This is a genomic window from Cyanobium sp. Candia 9D4 (genome assembly GCF_024346155.1).
Lineage (GTDB): Bacteria > Cyanobacteriota > Cyanobacteriia > PCC-6307 > Cyanobiaceae > Cyanobium > Cyanobium minutissimum.
In genome coordinates, this window is record NZ_JAGQCK010000009.1 from 1 (window position 1) to 17888 (window position 17888).

Below are 17888 nucleotides of genomic sequence, written 5' to 3' on the forward strand. Positions count from 1 at the left end.
CGGCGGCCACGAGGAGGGTGGCACTGGCGGCGTTGGTGCGGTTGTCGCCCCGGGTGCCGCTGTCGGAGGCGGGGTCGAGGGAGAGCACCGGTGTGGCTGGTGGGGAGCCATCGCGCACCACCACCAGGGTTCCGGGATCACTGATATTGCCGGCCAGGTCACGGACCGTGGCGGAGACAGTGTTGCTGCCTGGCTGGAGCTGGACAGCGAAGGAGGCGGTGCCGTTGACGGCGGTCCTGCTCTGGCCACCGAGGGTGACGATCAGGCCACTCTGGGCAGCCACGTTGATGGTGGCGGTGGTGGCTTTGGTGAGGTTGTCGCCCGAGAGGCCGCTGTCGGACATCGCCGCCAGCGACAGCAGGGGCGGCGTCAGAGGCAGACTAACTGTAGCCATGAATACAGCTGAGCCAGCCTAAGGAATTGGTGAACTTTCGCAGGGGAAGCGTGGATTAATCGTTAAAGATTAATGAATGTCCTTCGTCCACCCTCAGCTGTCTCCGTCAGTGCGATGCGCGGAGCATCAGCTTTCCACCCGGGACAGATCGTTCGAAGCTGATCAGACCGCCGCCCGCGCCCGCGCCGCCAGCCACAGGCCCAGCCCGCTCCAGAGCACCACGAGGCCCAGGCAGAGGCCGGTCCAGGCCGGCAGGCCCCAGCCGTCCACCACCAGCGGGGCCACCACGGTGATCACGCCCCCGGCCAGCAGGGGCTGGAGCAGCAGCTGCTTGATCGAGAAGGCCGTCACCGCCTGGCTGCGGTCGCCCGGGTCGGCCATGCGCAGCAGCAGCAGGCCGCTGGCGGCCACCCCCGTGGCCTGACCGAATTCGATGATCGCCCGCTCGAACCAGTCGGGAGGCAGGATCCGCGGCGCCAGCAGCAGGATCACCCCCAGGTTCCACAGCAGGCCCACCACCGCCAGCACCGTCAGGGGGATCCAGTCGTGGGCCAGCAGGCTCAGATCCAGGCAGGCGGTGGCGGCGGTGATCAGCAGATCGGCGGAGATCGTGCCGGTCCGGCCCTGGATGGCGGTCGAGACCCACTGGGTCTGGCCGCTCTTCTCCAGGATCAGGCGCACCAGCAGCGAGCCCACCAGGGCCAGGGGGAACACGGGCAGGGCGTCGATCACCAGGGCGAAGACCCCGCCGCTGGCGTCAGCGATGGAGCGCAGGACCGCCAGCGCCCCGCAGCCGAACAGCACCGCCACCCCCGCCAGGCCCAGGTTCACGGCCCAGTCGCTGAGCTGCCGCCACAGTGCGGGCACCTCGACGGTGCCCGACTCCAGGGGCAGATCCATCGGCACCTCCTGCAGCGGCGGAGTCTCCTCTCCCACGAGCGCCATCGCTGCCTCGATCGGCAGCGCATCGGGGAACATCAACCAGCCCCGGGCCCGGGCCAGCACCACCAGCAGGCCGCCCACCACCGTCGACACCAGCAGCCCGACGGTGGCCATGGCCAGCCCCAGGGCCTGGGCCCCCTCCAGCCCCAGCCGCTCATAGGTGGGCCCCATGGCGGCGGCGGAGCCGTGGCCGCCCTCGTAGGCCACTTCGATCAGGCAGGCCATGACCGGGCTCACCCCCAGCCAGGGCTGCAGCACCAGCAGCACCGCCAACCCCGCCACCAGGAACTGGCCGAAGGCCAGGGTGAGGGCCAGCAGCACCTGGGCCGAGAGCGGGCGCCACAGCCCCCCCAGCTTCGGCAGCGGCTTGCCCAGCAGGAGCGTGGCGAACACCAGGGTCAGCAGGGGCAGCGGCAGCTGGTCCCAGAGGTCGATGACACGCTGCGGCAGCAGGGGCAGCAGCCCGGCCGGGGCCACCACCAGCCCCAGGCCACCCGCCAGCAGGGCCTCCGGCAGTCCCCAGCGCTTCATGCCCAGCAGGCCGCCGATGCCGGCGCCGACCAGCAGCAGCACCGTCAAGGCGGCCAGGGCCAGGGCCAGCCACTCCACCCGATCCACCACCCCCGGCACCAGCGATGCGATCACAGGTGGAACTGGCGGCGGAAGAAGGCTTCGGTGGCCTCGAGCACCGCGGTGCGCACAGCGCTGTCACGGAAGCCGTGGCCCTCCCCGGGAATCAGGTGCAGTTCCGCCTCCTGTCCGCGTTGCCTGAGCGCATCCACCATCTGCTCACTCTGACTGGCCGGCACCACCCGGTCATCGAGGCCGTGGAAGAACAGCACCGGTGCCGTGATCCGCGTCGCATGGCGCAGGGGTGAGCGCGCTTCGTAAAGCGCTCGGGCCCCGGGCCAGGGGCCGATCAGGGTCTCGGTGTAGCGGGCCTCGAAGCGATGCTCCACGGCCAGCAGGGCCTCCGGATCGGTCACCGGATAGCGGACGGCGCCGGCCGTGAACACGTCGGTGAAGCACAGGGCCGCCAGCACCGTGAAGCCGCCGGCGCTGCCGCCCTCGAAGGCGACCCGGGTCGGGTCGGCCTTGCCCGCCGCCACCACGGCCCGGGCGGCGGCGGCGCAGTCGGCCACGTCCACCACCCCCCACTGGCCGTCAAGGCGCTCGCGGTAGGCCCGCCCGAAGCCGGTGGAGCCGCCGTAGTTCACGTCCACCACGCCCCAGCCGCGGCTGGTCCAGAACTGGATGGCCAGGTTGAGCCCGGTGCCGGCCATGGCGGTGGGGCCGCTGTGGCCCTTCACCAGCAGGGGGGCCTCGGCGTGGCTGCCGCCCCGGGGCGGGTAGTACCAGGCGTGGGTGGGCGCCCCGCCGTGGCCGTCGAACCCGAGGGGCTCCGGCAGGCTCATCGCCTCGGCCGCCAGCGGCGGCGGGGCGGTCGGCGTGTGCCGCCAGGTGCCGCTGGCGGTCTCCAGCTCCAGCAGCCCCTGGCCGATGGCGGGGGCGGCGGCCACCGCCACCAGCCGGCCCGCCTCGGCGCTCAGGGCCGCCAGGTCGCTGAAGGGCAGGGGGATCGGCTCCCAGGGGCCGCCATCCAGCGCCAGCCGACCCAGTTCCCAGCGCCCCTGGCGGCAGGCCGCCGCCAGCAGTCGCGTGCCGTCCCAGGCGGTGGTGCGCAGGCCGTACACCCACTGCGGCGTGGCGAACTCCGCCTCCATGGGGCAGAGCGGCTGCCAGCGGGGCAGGGTGTCCGGCCCCAGGGCGGACACGTCCGCCAGCCGCTCCAGGTTCCACCAGCTGCTGCGGTCGTTGGCCACCACCAGGGAGCCGTCATCGAGCCAGAGGGGCTGGAACACCGAGATCCCCTGGGGATCCCCGGCCGCCGAGCCGGCGATCGGCCGGGCCTGCCGCAGCTGCCCGGCCGCATCGATGGCGGCGAGCCAGAGCTGGCTGCGCTCCCAGGGCATGAACGGCTGCTCCCAGCTCACCCAGGCCAGGTGGCCGCCGCCTGGGGCCAGCACGGCGTAGCCGCAGAAGTCGGCCGGCTGGTGCAGCAGCTCCGGCTCACCCCCCGCCAGGGGCACGGCCACGAGCCGGTCGAGGCCGTCCTGCTCCATCACGCCGATCCAGCGCCGGCGTCCCCGGTCGATCAGACCATCGGCGAAGGCCCGCGGCCGCTCCGGGTCGGGCGGGGCGGTGAGCCGCCGGGGTTCCGCGACGGTGGCGGGATCGCCGTCGCTGGTGAGGGTGACCTGCCACAGGCAGCGGTCGCCGTCGTCGACGAACACGACCTGGTCGCCCGCCACCGCATAGGCGCCGCCGCCGTATTCGTGCACCCGGGTGCGCAGGTTCCAGGTGCCCGGAGTCAGGTCCACCGGGGCTGCGCCGGCCCCGCCCCGTCCCATCAGGGTGGTGCGTCCCCGCTCCCCGGGTCGCTGCTCCAGCCAGAACAGGCGCCCTCCGTCCAGCCGCGGTTCGGCGATGCCGGCTGTCCGGCCGACCGCCAGCTCGGCCGGCAAGGGCGCCGTGTCCGGCCATGGCTGCGCCCCCACCGAGTCCTCCGCAGGCTGCTTCTAGAATCTCCCCATCGTTTCAGGTGACGACTTGGCCCGCAGCTTCGCCCAGATGGCACGGTCCGCCGAACAGGGTGGCAACTCCGTGCTGGTGCCGAAGGTGCCGGTGGAGCGGCCACCCCTGGAGATCCACAAGCTGGGCTCGAAGGAGCTGCGGGCCCCGGCCCGCCGGATCAGCAAGGTGGATGCCTCGGTCCGGGATCTGGCCCGCGACATGCTGCGCAGCATGTACACCGCCAAGGGCATCGGCCTGGCGGCCCCCCAGGTGGGGGTGCATCGCCAGCTGCTGGTGATCGACCTCGACCTGGAGGAGGCCGCCACCCCGCCGCTGGTGCTGATCAACCCGGAGATCACCGCCGCCGGGGCCTCCTTCAACACCTACGAGGAGGGCTGCCTCAGCATCCCCGGGGTCTACCTCGATGTGGTGCGTCCCTCGGTGGTGGAGGTCACCTACCGCGACGAGACGGGTCGCCCGCGCCGCCTCAAGGCCGACGGCCTGCTGGCCCGCTGCATCCAGCACGAGATGGACCATCTCCAGGGCGTGCTGTTCGTCGATCGGGTCACCGACGAGCTCAGCCTCAACGAGGGCCTGCAGCAGCAGGGCTTCCGCCGCTCCGACGTCCAGTCGATCCGCTGATTGCCATGCCGATGAAACCCCTGGCCGGCCTCTTCCTGGGCCTGGCCTGCCTGCTCGGCATCGCCGCCACCGGATCGATCTTCGAGCTCTCCTACGGCGATCCCGACCTGGGCGTCCAGGCCACCCGCTGGATCCTGGCCGGGAGCCTGCCGGGCACGGTGCTGGCGCTGCTGGTGGCGATCCGCATCAACAAGCCCGCCTGAGCCCGCGGCGGTCCCGCTGCGATCACGCCGCGACCCCTCGGCCGGCCCGACAACCGGCCGCCCGATTGGGACACACGGGCTGGATTCCGGTGGTGGCCGTTCATACGATTCAGGCCGCTTCGATGAACGCCGTGACCCTCCCCGTGCTTCCCCGCGCAGGCCTGGCGGCCCTGACGGTGCTGGCGACCGCCCTGGCCACCACGGCCCCCGCTCCGGCCCGCGCCTCCGCCCTGTTCGCCGCCGCCGAGGTGGACCAGCAGAATTTCCTGCTGGTGGCGGCCCCCATCGGCACCCGGGGCGACAAGGCCCAGCTCAACATCTACGAGCAGCTCAAACCGGTGCGCCCCTGTTTCGAGGTGGGCGAGGGCCTGCCGTCCCCGGTGAACCCCCTGCTGGCCACCTTCGATTTCACCGGCATCTGCAACCGCTACATCGACGCCAACGGCTACTCGGTGCGGGTGGGCGGCCAGGACCTGGCCACCTCCTACCGGCTGATGGTCACCCGCAGCGGCGGCGACATGCTGCTGCTGGCCTTCCCCACCAGGGCCGGAGCCGGCCCTGAGATGGTGGTGGCCCGCACCCGCGGCAGTGCGCCCGGATTCCTCAAGCTCCACATGGAGCCCGGCTGGCGGCTGATGCGGCGCCAGTTCGGCGGCCGCAACCTCGGCCACCTGTACGTCTATGCCGACAGCTGGCCGGGAACGGCGGCCACGGCGGCCCAGCCCGCCCCGAGCAATCCCGCCCTCCCGGCCCAGCCCGCCGCCAGCACGGGCACACCCACCCCGGCCAGCACGGGCACGCCGGCCCCCGCGGCCCCGCTCAGCCCGCCCGCCGCGACAGCCCCGGCCAGCCCGCCCGCCGCGGCAGCCCCGAGCCGCCGGCCTGCCGCCGCGGGGCGCCGGGTGCTGCCGTCGACGACCCGGCCCACGGCCGTCGACCCAGCCAGGGAGTCGGCTCCCGCCGCCGCCCAGCAGCCCGTGGCTCCGCCGGCCATCCCCGCCACCAAGCTCTGAGGCGGGGCCCCGAAGCTCCGCTTGCTAGGGTGCAACGCTGCGAACGTCTCAGCAGTACTTCATGACCCAGGTCACCGTCGGCGAAAACGAAGGCATCGAATCGGCCCTGCGCCGCTTCAAGCGCCAGGTGTCCAAGGCGGGCATCTTTGCCGATCTGAAGCGGCTGCGCCACCACGAAACCCCCACCGAGAAGTACAAGCGCAAGGCCCAGCAGCGTCGCCGTCGCCGCTGAGCCCCGCCTCGGAGCCGACGCTTCAGGTGCTTGTACCTGTTGCCCTGTCTGCCGGTCGTCTCCAGGCTGGAGGAGCCATCGCAGCAGGGTCCATGGGCCATCCGGTCGCCTCCACCGCAGACCAGCCACGGTCAGCCTCCATGCTTGAGCGGCTCAGCCATTGGTTGGCGGAGACCATCAACCATGCCTGGGGCAATCCGGCTGAGGAAGCCCAGCACCGGCCGCCCCTGATCGGGGTGCAGCCCTACAGCGACAGCCCGCCGCGGCGTCGGCGCCGCTGAGGTCCGCTCCGCTTCCATGGATCCGCTCCCTCAGTCGATCCTGTCGAAGGAGCGGTAGCTCAGGGCTTCGGCGATGGCCGGGCACGTCACCGGCTCCTCGCCGGCCAGATCGGCGATGGTGCGGGCCACCCGCAGCACCCGCTCCGCCGCCCGGGCAGAGAGGCGCCGCTGGCTGATGGCGCGCTCCCACAGCGCCAGGGCCTCCGGCGCCGGATCCACCACCGCCGCCAAGGACGGCCCATCCAGCTGGCCGTTGGCCGCCCCCTGCGGGTTGCGTGCGCCCATCCGACGGCGCGCCGCCGCCACCCGCCGGGCCACCACCGCGCTCGACTCCCCCGCGGGCAGCGCCGCCTCGTGCCCCCCGCGATAGGCCCCGCCCAGTTCCCGGGCCTCGGGGCGGCGCATCACCACCTGCAGGTCGATCCGGTCGAGCAGGGGCCCCGAGAGACGCCCCCAGTGACGGCGCCGCTGCGCCTCACCGCAGCGGCAGCTCTGGCTGGGGTCGCCGTACCAGCCGCAGGGACAGGGGTTGGTGGCCGCCACCAGCAGCACGCGGCTGGGGAAGCGGCAGCGCTGCCGGGCGCGGCTGATCCACAGCTCGCCCTCCTCGAGGGGCTGGCGCAGCTGGTCGAGCACCTCACGGCGGAACTCCGCCAGCTCATCAAGAAACAGCACACCGTGGTGGGCCAGGCTCAGTTCCCCCGGCCGGGGCACGGCGCCGCCACCGATCAGGGCGGCGGCGGAGCAGCCGTGGTGGGGGCTGCGGAAGGGGCGCTGGCGCCGCAGACCGGCCCCCTCCCCCAGCAGCCCGGCCAGGGAGTGGAGCTGGGTGACCTCCAGGGCCTCCTGGTGCGCCAGGGGGGGCAGCAGCGTCGGCAGACGCCGGGCCAGCATCGTCTTGCCGCTGCCGGGCGCCCCCACCAGCAGCAGGTGGTGGCCGCCGGCCGCGGCGATCTCCAGGGCCCGGCGGCCATGGGCCTGGCCCCGCACCTCGGCCAGGTCGGGAGCGGCCGGCGGCGGTTCCGGCAGGACCGCCGCGGCAGGCATCGCGGCGCGCCCCGGATCCTGCAGCAGGGTCACCACCTCCCCCAGGTGCTCGGCCCCCCAGACGGGCAGCCCCTCCACCAGGGCGGCCTCGGTGGCGTTAGCCGCCGGGACCACCAGGGCCCGGGCCCCCTGCCGCCGCGCCGCCAGGGCCAGGGCCAGCACCCCCCGGATCGGCCGCAGCCGGCCGTCGAGGCCCAGCTCGCCGGCGCTCCAGAGGCCCTCCACCTGGGCCGCGGCCAGCTGCTGGCTGGCCACTAGCAGCCCCAGGGCGATGGGCAGATCGAAGCCGGGACCCGCCTTGGGCAGGTCGGCGGGGGCCAGGTTCACCACCACCCGGGTGAGGGGCACCCGCAGGCCGGCGTTGCGCAGCGCCCCCCGCACCCGCTCCCGGGACTCCTGGGCCGCCGCATCCGCCAGGCCCACCACCCGCAGCCCCGGCAACCCCGGGGCGATGTCCACCTCCACCGTCACCGGCAGGGCCTCGAAGCCCCGCAGGGCCCCGCTGCTGCACCGTGCCAACATCACCCGGGGAGCTCACTGCCCGTTCAGTGCCACCTCCCGACCACTCCCCGGCGTGCCATGGCCAGCAGCGACACCATCTTCGGCCGCATCCTGCGGGGCGAGATTCCCTGTCAGGAGGTCTATGCCGACGACCTCTGCCTGGCCTTCCGGGATGTGAATCCCCAGGCCCCGGTGCATGTGCTGGTGATTCCCCGCGAGCCGATCCCCCAGCTGGGGGAGGCCACCGCCGAGCACCAGGCCCTGCTGGGCCACCTGTTGCTGGTGGCCGCGAAGGTGGCCCGGCTCGAGGGGCTCGAGAGCTGGCGCACGGTGATCAACAGCGGCGCCGAGGCTGGCCAGACCGTGTTCCACCTGCATCTGCACGTGATCGGCGGCCGCCCGCTGGCCTGGCCACCGGGCTGATCACCGGCTGCACACCGCGGCCCCGGCCGGGTGGGGCCGGCAGGGAGAATGGCGCGATCCGCCCACGCCCATGTCCCCCCTGAAGGCCCTTCGCGAGCAGCTGGGCAAGCTGCAGCGCCTGGCCCAGCCCTACTTCCTGCCCCTCGACGAAGGCGGTGGAGGCAGCGGCCAGTTTCTTCTTCTTGTGGTGGCCCTGCTGGCGGTGGTGGTGGGCTTCACCCTGCTGCTGCTCACCGGCGTGGTGGCGGCGGCCGGGGCCTGGATCCCCGAGCTGCGCAACCGCTTCCTGCCCGGCGTGCCCGAGCAGGTGGCGGCGGTCTGGAGCGGGCCGATCGGCATCGTGATCATGGTGCTGTTCGCCGCCGGTGTGGGCGCCTTCATCAGCCTGCGGGCCAAGCTGCGCCAGGGGCGCTGGCTGCCCTGGCTGCTGCTCGGCGTCATCGCCCTGCTGATCCTGGTGATCAACGGCATCAACGTCGGCATCAGCTTCATCGCCCGGAACATCGAGAACGCCCTGGTGGCGTACAAGGCGGAGGAGTTCTGGAAGATCGTCGCGATCTACGCCTTCTGCCTGGTGCTGGCCCTGCCGATCCGCGCCATCCAGAGCTACCTGATTCCCAAGCTCGGTCTGCTGTGGCGGGAGTGGCTCAGCGGCCGCATGCTGGGCCGCTATCTCACCAACCGGGCCTACTACGTCCTCAATCCCAACGACGAGGCCGTTGAGGAGATCGACAACCCGGACCAGCGCATCTCCCAGGATGCGGCCAGCTTCACCGCCACCAGCCTGAGCGTGACGGTGGAGATCATCTCCGCCCTGCTCACCTTCTTCAGCTTCATCATCGTTCTCTGGAGCATCAACCAGACCCTGGCCCTCTGGCTGCTGGCCTATTCGGTGGGCGGCACCGCCCTGATCGTGTTCGCCAGCCGCAAGCTGGTGAACCTCAACTACCAGCAGCTGAAGCTGGAGGCCGATTTCCGCTACGGCCTGGTCCACATCCGCGACAACGCCGAATCGATCGCCTTCTACCGGGGTGAGCGCCAGGAGCAGAAGGAGGGGGAACGGCGGCTCGAGGGGGTGATCGTCAACTACAACCGGCTGATCATCTGGGAGGCGCTGATCAGCGTCATCCAGCGCTCCTACGACTACTTCTCCCGTTTTCTGCCCTGGCTGGTGATCGCGCCGATCTACTTCGCCAAGGAGGTGGACTTCGGGGTGTTCGGCCAGGCCAGCATCGCCTTCTCCCAGGTGCTGTTCTCGGTCAGCTACATCGTCAACAACATCGACCGGCTGGCCGCCTTCTCCGCCTCCATCAGCCGCCTGGAGGGTTTCCAGGGCAAGGTGGAGTCGATCAGTGCCGACATGGCCGAGTTCGTGGCCGCCGAGCAGGCCTCCGCCGGAGGTGCCATGGGGGCCGGGGCCGGCGCCGTGCGCCCCGAATCGATCCTGGTGAGCCACGTGGATCTGGTGCCGCCCCGCACCAACCGCCTGCTGGTGCGCGACCTCAGCCTTGAGGTGACCGCCAACCAGCGGCTGCTGGTGGTGGGCCCGTCGGGCTGCGGCAAGACCTCCTTCCTGCGGCTGGTGAGCGGCCTCTGGCCGCCGTCCGCCGGCAACGTCCAGCGGCCGCCGGTGGGGGAGCTGATGTTCATCCCCCAGAAGCCCTACATGCTGCTGGGCAGCCTGCGGGAGCAGCTCTGCTATCCCCAGCCCACCGACCGCTTCAGCGACGAGCAGCTGCGCCATGTGCTCGAAGAGGTGCGCCTGCCCGAGCTGGTGCACCGCTACCCCGACCTGGACATCAAGCAGGACTGGCCCCGGCTGCTCTCCCTCGGCGAGCAGCAGCGCCTGGCCTTCGCCCGGCTGCTGCTCAACTCGCCCCGCTTCGTGGTGCTCGACGAGGCCACCAGCGCCCTCGATGTGGCCACGGAGAAGGCGCTCTACGAACTGCTGGTGCAGCGGGAGATGGCCTTCGTGAGCGTCGGTCACCGGCCCACCCTCACCGCTTACCACGACACCGTGCTGGAGCTCGACGGCAACGCCGGCTGGCGGCTGCTTCCGGCGGCCGGCTATACCTTTGGCCGCGAGGACTGATCCGATGAGCGACCCTTCCGCCACCCCATCAGCCGACGCCCCGCCGGCGGCCGCCACACCCCCGGACACCAGCGCCACCACCTCCGAGGTGCCCGCCTTCGGCTGGAGCGGCTACGCCGAGCGGGTCAATGGCCGTTTCGCCATGCTCGGCTTCGCCGCCGTGCTGCTGATCGAGGCCCTCAGCCACGACACCTTCCTCCACTGGGCCGGCCTGGTGCCCTGATCAGGGCACGGCGATCAGGTCCACCTGCCACTGGCCCTGGCGGCTCACCTCCACCGCCAGCTCGCGGCCATCGGCCCGCAGAGCCACCCTGCGCGGCACCCCCGGCGGCTGCAGCGGCACCGGCTGCAGGGCCATCAGGTTGCGGCGGTAGAGCACCAGCTCCGTGCGCCCTTCCAGCTGGCGCACCAGGGCCAGCCGCTCACCGCGGCCATCCACCGCCACGCTCAGGGGCTGGGCGTCAGGGCGCTCCAGGCCCGGCAGCGGCACCGGCTGCCGGCGCTGCAGGTCCACCAGCTGCACCCGGTCGCGGCCGCCCTGGCTGACGATCAGGGCCAGCCAGTCGCCCGCCAGGGAGGGGGCCCGGGCGGGGCCGGCGGCCTCAAGGCGCTGGTTGAGCCCCACCAGCGGCTGGGGCAGCGGACCCAGGCAGCCCGCCAGCAGCGGCGGCAGGGCCGCCACCGCCGCCGCCCGGATCAGCCTGCCGGCCCACGTGCTCATGGGGCATCACCAGGCGTTCCCCGCACCGCCAGGCCGGCGGGCAGGTCCGGCTCCAGCAGGCTGGTGAGGTCGTAGAGCTGCACCCGGGAGCGGCCGTCCCCTTCGGTGGCGATGGCGATGCGCCGGCCGTCGGGCGCCAGGCTGAGGCTGTCGGGCCGCAGGCCGCCCGGCAACGGGAGGCGGTGCAGCCGCCCGGTGGCCCGATCCTCGATGACCACCCGCCGATCCGGGCCCTCCTGAACCAGCAGGGCCAGGTAGCGGCCGTTCCAGCTCAGGGACGGGGAGCGGTGGGGCTGGAGCCGCTGCAGGTGACGCAGGGGCAGCACCGTCCCGGAGGGCTGCTCCTGCAGCAGCACGGTGTCGCGGCCGTCCCGACGCACGACGCTGGCCAGGACGCGGCCGTTGCCACTCAGGGCCGGATCCTGACGGTCGGCGCTGCCCCAGCCCACCGGCCCGGCGCTGCGGCGCCCCCAGCCCCAGCTGCCGCAGCCGGAGAGGAGCAGGGCCAGGAGGGCCACCGCCAGCAGCGGCACACCGGCACCAGCCGGGCGACGCAGCCGGCGGGGCGGTGGCTCAGTCGTCGAAACGGGAGCTGTTGTCCCTGGAAACGGGGGGGCGGGCGGCGGGCTCCGCCGGCGGGCGGGTCTCCGCGGCTGGGGGCCGGGGCCGGCCGCTGGCCATCGGCGAGAAGTCGGCATCACTGACGTCATCGGCGGCGCCGCCGCGGGAGCTGGAGCGGATCGGGGTGCCCATGGGCGTTCCCGGCGGACCGGCAACCGCGGGGCCGGTGGCGGCGTCCCGGCCCGTCGGGGCAGGGCCGCGGCGGGTGGAGCGGGGCACCGTGTCGGCCGCCGCCACCGGACGGGAGCCGCGGCGGGGCTCGGGGGCGCTGTCGCGGTCGCGGCGACGAGCGCCGAAGTCAGCGGTGGCGGAGCGGCCCTGGCCAGCGGCGCTGTAGCGGCCGGTGGTTCGCTCGGGGCGGTCGTCCAGGGGTGGGCGTTCGGGGCGGCCCGAGGGACGCTCGCCCCTGGGGTTGTCCCAGGATTCCGGCTCGTCGCGGCGGCTGGCGGCCCGCTCGGGGATGGCGGCCCGGCTGGGGCGGCGCGGCCGATAGAAATCGTCGTCGGGCTCTTCGCGGGAGGGGATGCGGCGCCGCAGCGGTTCGGGCTCGTCGAAGCGGTCGGGCTCGTCGTCCCAGCTGCGGCCGCCGCCGAGGCCCCCCCGGGGCCGGAAGGGGGCGGCGGGTTCCTCGTCGTCGAAGTAGGAGGAGCGGCGGGCCTGCTCGGTGGTCACCCCCCGCAGGCGAACGCTCTCGTAGGCGAAGAAGACGGTGGTGCCGGCCAGCAGGAACTGGCCGAACTGGAGGATCGGGTCGAGGCGCCAGCCCTGGAAGAAGAGGATCCCGCCGCAGAGCAGGCCGATGGCGGCGAAGAAGACGTCGTAGTCGCGGGCCAGGGCCGGCTTGAAGCTTCTCATGAAATAGAGGAAGGCTCCACCGACCGCCAGGACGATGCCGACGATGCTGGCCCAGTTGAGGCTGGCGTTGACCACGGCGGTTCACCCGGGCGACGGGCCCCACTCTAAGGACCGCGCCCGCCCTGTCATCGGCGGGCGCAGGAGGGCCGTCGGCTCAGAGGCGCCGGTCGACCTGGTCGTTCTGGCTGATCAGCACCAGGGCGATGGAGATGGGGATCACCACGATGACCGCGCCCCAGGCGAGGCTGCTGAGGAAGTTGGCGAGGGATGGGGTCATGGCAGGCTTTCGCTCCGGACAGCTCGGCGGATCCTAGGCAGGGAGGGTGGCTTCCTACGATCAGGCTTCCGACGCTTAGAGCTTTGTGACGGCCCCGGCCCTTTCCGCATCGGCCCTCCTGCCCCAGCTGCACCTGGCCCTGGGGCTGCTCCTGGCGGGCTGGACCCTGCTGTTCCTGTTCCGCATCGTCCTCACCTGGTACCCCGGCGTGGACCTCACCAAGGGGGTGATGCGGCTGGTGGGTGCGCCTACCGAGCCCGTTCTGGCCCTCACCCGCCGTCTGATCCACCCCATCGGCGGCGTCGACGTGACGCCAGTGGTCTGGGTGGGGCTGGTCAGCCTGCTGCGGGAGCTGCTGGTGGGTCAGCAGGGGCTGCTCACCCTGGCCCTGCTGCGCAGCCAGGCCGTCGGCTGAGCGGGTGCCCGCTCAGCGGTTCAGCATCTCCTCCTCGACGAACTTGGTCCAGACCTCACCGCGCTGGAACTCCTGGCGATCCAGCAGGGCCAGGTGGAATTCGATGGTGGTGGGAATCCCGGTGACGGCGCATTCCGACAGGGCCCGGCGCATGCGTCGGATCGCATGGTCCCGGTCGGTCCCCCAGACGATCAGCTTGCCGATCAGGGAGTCGTAGAAGGGCGGGATCTCATAGCCCGTGTAGACGTGGCTGTCGATGCGCACCCCCGGCCCGCCGGGGGGCAGCCAGCCGGTGATCTTGCCCGGGGCCGGGCGGAAGTTGTGGCGCGGATCCTCGGCGTTGATGCGGCACTCGATGGCGTGGCCGCTGATGTGGATCTGGTCCTGGCGGACGGAGATCGGCTCGCCGCCGGCGATGCGCAGCTGCTCGGCGATCAGGTCGATGCCCGTCACCATCTCGGTGACGGGATGCTCCACCTGGATGCGGGTGTTCATCTCCATGAAGTAGAAGCCCCCGCCGCGGTCCACCAGGAACTCCACCGTGCCGGCGCCCTCGTAGTTGATGCTGCGGGCCGCCGCCACCGCCGCCTCGCCCATGCGATGGCGCAGCTCGGGATCGAGCCCCGGGCTGGGGGCCTCCTCCAGCAGTTTCTGGTGGCGGCGCTGGATCGAGCAGTCGCGCTCCCCCAGGTGCACCACGTTGCCGTGGCGGTCGGCCAGCACCTGCACCTCCACGTGCCGGGGCCGGTCGATGAATTTCTCCATGTAAAGGCCCGGGTTGCCGAAGGCGGCTTCCGCCTCCCCCTGGGCGGCCCGGAACAGGGTCTCGAGCTGGTCGGCCTCCGGCACCAGGCGCATGCCCCGGCCGCCGCCGCCGGCGGTGGCCTTGATCATCACCGGGTAACCCATGGCCGCGGCCAGGGCGGCGGCCTCGGTGGGATCCTCCAGCAGCCCCTCGCTGCCGGGGATCGTGGGCACCCCCACCCGCTGCATGGTGATCTTGGCCGTCGATTTGTCGCCCATCGCCAGGATCGAGGCCGGCGAGGGGCCCACGAAGATCAGGCCGTGGTCGAGGCACTTCTCGGCGAAGTCGGCGTTCTCCGCCAGGAAGCCGTAGCCGGGGTGGATGGCGTCGGCGCCGCGGGAGGTGGCGGCGGCCAGGATGTTGGGAACGTTGAGGTAGCTGCGGCTGCTGGGGGCCTCGCCCACGCAGACGGCCTCATCGGCCAGCTGCACGTGCAGGGCGTTCTTGTCCACGGTGCTGTAGACGGCCACCGTGGCGATGCCGAGCTCCCGGCAGCTGCGCAGGATGCGGAGGGCGATTTCGCCGCGGTTGGCGATCAGCAGCTTGCCGATGGGCATCCGTGCAGGTCCGGGCGAAGGGGCTGGCGGGGGTGCGGCCGTGCCGGGGCGGACTGTATCAGTGCTCACCGGCGCCGCCCCTGCACGAGGGTCGCCGGGGCTGGGGAAGCCTGTGCGTATATTGCTCAGTCGGTGAGGGCCCCGGCCCGCTCCGACCACGCGGATGTGGTGGAATTGGTAGACACGCACGTTTGAGGGGCGTGTGGCTTCGGCCTTGCGAGTTCAAGTCTCGCCATCCGCATTTCTCTTTTCCCGCCCCCGTCCCCCGGACCCAGCGGTTCTCTTGTCCCAGCCCTCGCCGGTCTCCGCTCCAGCCGCCGCGAGCGCGATCGTGCTGGTCAGCAACGGCCCGGGCGAGCTGAGCACCTGGGTGCGCCCGTTGGCTGAGCAGCTCCATCGGCTGCAGCCCCTGCGGCCCCGGGATCCGGCCGCCCCCTGCAGCCTGCGGCTGGTGCTGGTCCCCTGCCCCAATGCCACCGGGGCGGAGCATCGGGTGGCCCGGGACTGGGGCCTGTTCGAGCGGGTGCTGCCGGCCTCCCGGTTCTGGTGGCTGCTGCTGCGGCCCCGCCGCCACGGCCCCTGGCCCGAGCGGGGCGTGGTGGTGTTCCTGGGCGGCGACCAGTTCTGGACCGTGCTGCTCTCCGCCCGCCTGGGCTACCGCCACCTCACCTATGCCGAGTGGGTGGCCCGCTGGCCCCGCTGGAACGACCGCATCGCCGTGATGGGCCCCACCGCCGCCGGCCGCCTGGCCCCCCGCTGGCGGCAGCGGGCCACGGTGGTGGGTGACCTGATGGCGGATCTCTCGACCCTGGCCCGCCAGGACGATCCCCTCCCTCCCGGCGACTGGGTGGCCCTGCTGCCCGGCTCGAAGCGGGCCAAGCTGCTGGTGGGGGTGCCCTTCCTGCTGGAGACCGCCGACCGGTTGGCGGCCCTGCGGCCTGGCTGCCGCTTCCTGCTGCCGGTAGCCCCCACCACCTCGGTGCGGGAACTGCTGGCCTACGGCGGGCCCTCCAACCCGCTGAACCGCCTCCGGGGGGCCGGCGAGCCCGAGCTCCGGGGGGACGAGATCGTCACGGCAGCCGGCACCCGCATCCTGGTGCTGGAGCGCCATCCCGCCCATGCCGCCCTGAGTCAGTGCGCCCTGGCGCTGACCACGGTGGGGGCCAACACCGCCGAGCTGGGGGCCCTGGCGGTGCCGATGATTGTGCTGGTGCCCACCCAGCACCTGGCGGTGATGCAGGCCTGGGACGGCTGGATGGGGCTGGTGGCCCGGCTGCCCCTGCTGCGCCGCCTGGTGGGGGTGGCCCTCACCGCCTGGCGGATGCGCCACCGCGGCTTCCTGGCCTGGCCCAACATCTCTGCCGGCCGCGCCGTGGTGCCGGAGCGGGTGGGGCCGATCGAACCGGCCCAGATCGCCGCCGAGGCCGCCGACTGGCTGGAGCACCCTGAGCGCCTGGCGGCCATGGCCGATGACCTGCGCAGCCTGCGGGGTCAGCCGGGCGCCGTGGCGGCGGTGGCGGCCATGGTGCGGGGCCTGCTGCCGCCGCCGGAGCCCTCCGGGGTGCCGGTGCGATCTGGATAGGATTCGGTTCACCATGGCCCCATCGGGGTTCGTCACGATGCCGCCGAGCGATTCCACCCCCTCCACCACCGTCCCTGCCGACGCCGACTGGCGCTCGAAGCTCACACCCGAGCAGTACCGGGTGGCGCGGGAGGGGGGCACCGAGCGGGCCTTCACCGGCGCCTACTGGAACAACAAGGCCACCGGGATGTATCACTGCGTCTGCTGCGGCAGCGAGCTGTTCAGTTCCGCCAGCAAGTTCGATTCCGGCACCGGCTGGCCCAGCTTCTGGCAGGGGGTGAGCGACGGAGCGATCACCACCCACACCGACCGCTCCCACGGCATGGAGCGCACCGAGATCCGCTGCGCGACCTGCGACGCCCACCTCGGCCACGTCTTCAACGACGGGCCCACCCCCACCGGACTGCGCTACTGCGTCAATTCGGCGTCGCTGCAGTTCAGCGAGGGCTGAGCCGGGGCGGCCGGCCTCTCACCAGGGATCGTCGAGGATCTCGGGCTCCACATCCACCGGTTCCTTGGCGCGGGAGGCCTCCCGGCGCGGTGCTTCTTCGGGGGGCGCGTAGGTGTCCCGCTGGGACTCCCGCCCCACGGGTGGCTCGGGGCGATCCCGCTCCGGCTCGTACCCCCGCCCGGGCCGGTAGCGCTCCTCGGGATAACGCTCTTCGGGATAGCGATCGCCGGAGTAGCGCTCTTCGGGATAGCGGTCGTCGCTGTAGCTCCCCGTGGCGGAGCTCTCCTCGGCGTAGCGCTGGGGTGGGTTGCGGTCGGGCGTGCGGTCAGGAATGCGGTCGTCGTAGCGCTCCGGCGTCACCCTCTCGCGTCGCTCGCCCTCGCGGCCATAGGCCTCGGCCGGGCGGGCTTCGGGGCGCTGGCGCGGTTCCGGCAGGTCGTCGTCGAGGTAGCGGCGCTGGCGCAGGGGCTCCCGCTCGCGCCGTTCCTCCAGTTCCACGTACTCCAGCTCCTCGGCGGGCTGGAAGCTGCGGCTGGCGGCCGGCTGGATCCGGCGCTGCTCCTGGACCGTGGGCTGGCCCGCCGGCAGCTGGTTCTCGGCCGGAACGGCCCCGGTGCGGAACCGGTCCCGCTCCTCCTGCTCCCAGCTGGCGCCGCCGATGCCCAGCTTCTCCAGCAGGCCGGTGCCGAGCTGCTTGAGCTTCTCCTCGGCCCCCTCGTAGACGATGATCCGGTCCGGGCCGCTGCTGACCACCTCCCCCACCGGCATTTCCCAGGTGCTGAGCACCCCTTCCCCCAGCAGGGGAACGCCGAGGGCGCCGATCACCAGGGTGGTGAGTTCGCCCGTCTCGATGTCGAAGCTGAAGCCGAGCACCCGGCCGAGCTGTTCGCCGGACTCGGTGATCACCTGGCAGTTGATGACCTTGCTATAGCGCTCGGGGTTGAACCCCTCGGCCAGGGAGTCGGCCGAATCCACCAGGATCACGTCTCCCACCTGGCGGATGCGGTCCAGCGGCATCCAGCGGGGCAGGCCCGGCAGGAAACGGGTGAGGGGGTTGTCCCGCAGGCCGAGGGCGATCACCTCGCGCCGGTCGATGTCGACCACCACCTCACCGACGACACCCAGGCGCCGACCGGTGTCCCGGGTGATGACCTGGGTGCCCATCAGTTCGGAGCGCAGCCAGAGGCGGTCGCTGGGGGCGGCGGGCTCGGTGGAGGGGGGAATCGGGGAGGTCAAATCCGGAGATCGGGGCTGGACGGC

At 72.5% G+C, this 17888-nt stretch carries 21 protein-coding genes and 1 tRNA gene; 12 read left to right on the forward strand and 10 right to left on the reverse strand.

All coding sequences use genetic code 11. The features are described 5' to 3' along the window. From KBZ08_RS14120 to KBZ08_RS14130, 3 genes are all read right to left on the reverse strand, one after another. Nucleotides 1–394 (reverse strand): Ig-like domain-containing protein (locus KBZ08_RS14120; protein ID WP_254973791.1); only part of this gene is annotated, 394 nt, incomplete at its 3' end. Between the two features lie 162 nt (nt 395–556). Beyond that, a complete protein-coding gene (locus KBZ08_RS14125) occupies nt 557–1981 on the reverse strand; it encodes a sodium/glutamate symporter (RefSeq protein WP_254973793.1) in 1425 nt (474 codons plus the stop codon). Then, nucleotides 1978–3861 (reverse strand): S9 family peptidase, encoded by a 1884-nt coding sequence (locus tag KBZ08_RS14130; protein WP_254973795.1) that lies wholly within the window; start codon nt 3859–3861, stop codon nt 1978–1980. Before KBZ08_RS14130 ends, KBZ08_RS14125 begins: the two co-directional genes overlap by 4 nt. 85 nt (nt 3862–3946) lie before the next feature. Here KBZ08_RS14130 and def point away from each other — a divergent pair, with 85 nt between their 5' ends. From def to KBZ08_RS14155, 5 genes are all read left to right on the forward strand, one after another. Next, nucleotides 3947–4552: a peptide deformylase gene (gene def / locus KBZ08_RS14135; RefSeq protein WP_106222767.1), complete on the forward strand. Its 606-nt coding sequence runs from the start codon at nt 3947–3949 to the stop codon at nt 4550–4552. Nucleotides 4553–4557: 5 nt separating this feature from the next. Next, nucleotides 4558–4755, forward strand: coding sequence for a hypothetical protein (locus KBZ08_RS14140; RefSeq protein ID WP_015109112.1), 198 nt, complete (start codon nt 4558–4560; stop codon nt 4753–4755). Between the two features lie 143 nt (nt 4756–4898). Beyond that, nucleotides 4899–5768: a DUF3747 domain-containing protein gene (locus tag KBZ08_RS14145; protein WP_254973797.1), complete on the forward strand. Its 870-nt coding sequence runs from the start codon at nt 4899–4901 to the stop codon at nt 5766–5768. A gap of 61 nt (nt 5769–5829) precedes the next feature. Next, the gene (gene rpsU, locus KBZ08_RS14150) at nt 5830–6000 is read left to right on the forward strand and encodes a 30S ribosomal protein S21 (RefSeq protein ID WP_006172073.1); all 171 of its coding nucleotides are present in this window, start codon (nt 5830–5832) and stop codon (nt 5998–6000) included. Between the two features lie 140 nt (nt 6001–6140). Further along, complete coding sequence (locus KBZ08_RS14155) at nt 6141–6281, forward strand: hypothetical protein (protein WP_181280207.1); 141 nt, start codon at nt 6141–6143, stop codon at nt 6279–6281. Nucleotides 6282–6311: 30 nt separating this feature from the next. Here KBZ08_RS14155 and KBZ08_RS14160 read toward each other — a convergent pair whose 3' ends face one another. Next, a complete protein-coding gene (locus KBZ08_RS14160) occupies nt 6312–7850 on the reverse strand; it encodes a YifB family Mg chelatase-like AAA ATPase (protein ID WP_106222764.1) in 1539 nt (512 codons plus the stop codon). A gap of 57 nt (nt 7851–7907) precedes the next feature. Here KBZ08_RS14160 and KBZ08_RS14165 point away from each other — a divergent pair, with 57 nt between their 5' ends. The 3 genes from KBZ08_RS14165 (at nt 7908) to KBZ08_RS14175 (ending at nt 10567) form a co-directional block, all read left to right on the forward strand. Next, nucleotides 7908–8252 (forward strand): histidine triad nucleotide-binding protein, encoded by a 345-nt coding sequence (locus KBZ08_RS14165; RefSeq protein ID WP_254973802.1) that lies wholly within the window; start codon nt 7908–7910, stop codon nt 8250–8252. Nucleotides 8253–8322: 70 nt separating this feature from the next. After that, the gene (locus KBZ08_RS14170) at nt 8323–10344 is read left to right on the forward strand and encodes an ABC transporter ATP-binding protein/permease (RefSeq protein WP_106222762.1); all 2022 of its coding nucleotides are present in this window, start codon (nt 8323–8325) and stop codon (nt 10342–10344) included. 4 nt (nt 10345–10348) lie between these two features. Then, nucleotides 10349–10567 carry a chlorophyll a/b-binding protein gene (locus KBZ08_RS14175; RefSeq protein WP_254973805.1) on the forward strand — a complete coding sequence of 73 codons (219 nt, stop codon included), beginning with the start codon at nt 10349–10351 and terminating at the stop codon, nt 10565–10567. Here KBZ08_RS14175 and KBZ08_RS14180 read toward each other — a convergent pair whose 3' ends face one another. The 4 genes from KBZ08_RS14180 to psbX all read right to left on the reverse strand — a co-directional run bounded on the left by KBZ08_RS14180 (nt 10568) and on the right by psbX (nt 12818). Then, on the reverse strand, nt 10568–11065 hold the full coding sequence (locus KBZ08_RS14180; protein ID WP_254973806.1) for a hypothetical protein: 498 nt from the start codon (nt 11063–11065) through the stop codon (nt 10568–10570). Next, nucleotides 11062–11598, reverse strand: coding sequence for an LpqB family beta-propeller domain-containing protein (locus tag KBZ08_RS14185; protein WP_254973809.1), 537 nt, complete (start codon nt 11596–11598; stop codon nt 11062–11064). The genes KBZ08_RS14180 and KBZ08_RS14185 overlap by 4 nt, the downstream gene beginning before the upstream one ends. Nucleotides 11599–11638: 40 nt before the next feature. Then, nucleotides 11639–12616: a Ycf66 family protein gene (locus tag KBZ08_RS14190; RefSeq protein ID WP_254973811.1), complete on the reverse strand. Its 978-nt coding sequence runs from the start codon at nt 12614–12616 to the stop codon at nt 11639–11641. A gap of 79 nt (nt 12617–12695) precedes the next feature. After that, nucleotides 12696–12818, reverse strand: a complete 123-nt coding sequence (gene psbX / locus KBZ08_RS14195; protein ID WP_015109102.1) for a photosystem II reaction center X protein — start codon at nt 12816–12818, stop codon at nt 12696–12698. A gap of 85 nt (nt 12819–12903) precedes the next feature. On the opposite strand from psbX, the gene KBZ08_RS14200 reads away from it, so the two are divergent. Next, nucleotides 12904–13233 (forward strand): YggT family protein, encoded by a 330-nt coding sequence (locus KBZ08_RS14200; RefSeq protein ID WP_106222757.1) that lies wholly within the window; start codon nt 12904–12906, stop codon nt 13231–13233. A gap of 12 nt (nt 13234–13245) precedes the next feature. Here KBZ08_RS14200 and accC read toward each other — a convergent pair whose 3' ends face one another. Next, nucleotides 13246–14595: an acetyl-CoA carboxylase biotin carboxylase subunit gene (accC, locus tag KBZ08_RS14205; RefSeq protein WP_254973814.1), complete on the reverse strand. Its 1350-nt coding sequence runs from the start codon at nt 14593–14595 to the stop codon at nt 13246–13248. A gap of 159 nt (nt 14596–14754) precedes the next feature. Here accC and KBZ08_RS14210 point away from each other — a divergent pair. The 3 genes from KBZ08_RS14210 (at nt 14755) to msrB (ending at nt 16628) form a co-directional block, all read left to right on the forward strand. Beyond that, nucleotides 14755–14836 (forward strand) — tRNA-Leu (locus KBZ08_RS14210). A gap of 42 nt (nt 14837–14878) precedes the next feature. Then, nucleotides 14879–16177, forward strand: coding sequence for a glycosyl transferase (locus KBZ08_RS14215; RefSeq protein ID WP_254973815.1), 1299 nt, complete (start codon nt 14879–14881; stop codon nt 16175–16177). Between the two features lie 37 nt (nt 16178–16214). Beyond that, nucleotides 16215–16628, forward strand: a complete 414-nt coding sequence (msrB, locus tag KBZ08_RS14220; RefSeq protein ID WP_254973869.1) for a peptide-methionine (R)-S-oxide reductase MsrB — start codon at nt 16215–16217, stop codon at nt 16626–16628. A gap of 18 nt (nt 16629–16646) precedes the next feature. Here msrB and KBZ08_RS14225 read toward each other — a convergent pair whose 3' ends face one another. Continuing rightward, nucleotides 16647–17864, reverse strand: coding sequence for a PRC-barrel domain-containing protein (locus tag KBZ08_RS14225; protein WP_254973817.1), 1218 nt, complete (start codon nt 17862–17864; stop codon nt 16647–16649). Nucleotides 17865–17888 lie beyond the last annotated feature (24 nt).

What these genes read in the sequence shown, in the direction of transcription:
- KBZ08_RS14180 (WP_254973806.1), bottom strand. Translation starts at nt 11,065, where the DNA reads ATGAGCACGTGGGCCGGCAGGCTGATCCGGGCGGCGGCGGTGGCGGCC.
- KBZ08_RS14160 (WP_106222764.1), bottom strand. Translation starts at nt 7,850, where the DNA reads ATGTTGGCACGGTGCAGCAGCGGGGCCCTGCGGGGCTTCGAGGCCCTG.
- KBZ08_RS14155 (WP_181280207.1), top strand. Translation starts at nt 6,141, where the DNA reads ATGCTTGAGCGGCTCAGCCATTGGTTGGCGGAGACCATCAACCATGCC.
- msrB (WP_254973869.1), top strand. Translation starts at nt 16,215, where the DNA reads ATGCCGCCGAGCGATTCCACCCCCTCCACCACCGTCCCTGCCGACGCC.
- KBZ08_RS14175 (WP_254973805.1), top strand. Translation starts at nt 10,349, where the DNA reads ATGAGCGACCCTTCCGCCACCCCATCAGCCGACGCCCCGCCGGCGGCC.
- accC (WP_254973814.1), bottom strand. Translation starts at nt 14,595, where the DNA reads ATGCCCATCGGCAAGCTGCTGATCGCCAACCGCGGCGAAATCGCCCTC.
- KBZ08_RS14170 (WP_106222762.1), top strand. Translation starts at nt 8,323, where the DNA reads ATGTCCCCCCTGAAGGCCCTTCGCGAGCAGCTGGGCAAGCTGCAGCGC.
- KBZ08_RS14140 (WP_015109112.1), top strand. Translation starts at nt 4,558, where the DNA reads ATGCCGATGAAACCCCTGGCCGGCCTCTTCCTGGGCCTGGCCTGCCTG.
- psbX (WP_015109102.1), bottom strand. Translation starts at nt 12,818, where the DNA reads ATGACCCCATCCCTCGCCAACTTCCTCAGCAGCCTCGCCTGGGGCGCG.
- rpsU (WP_006172073.1), top strand. Translation starts at nt 5,830, where the DNA reads ATGACCCAGGTCACCGTCGGCGAAAACGAAGGCATCGAATCGGCCCTG.
- KBZ08_RS14165 (WP_254973802.1), top strand. Translation starts at nt 7,908, where the DNA reads ATGGCCAGCAGCGACACCATCTTCGGCCGCATCCTGCGGGGCGAGATT.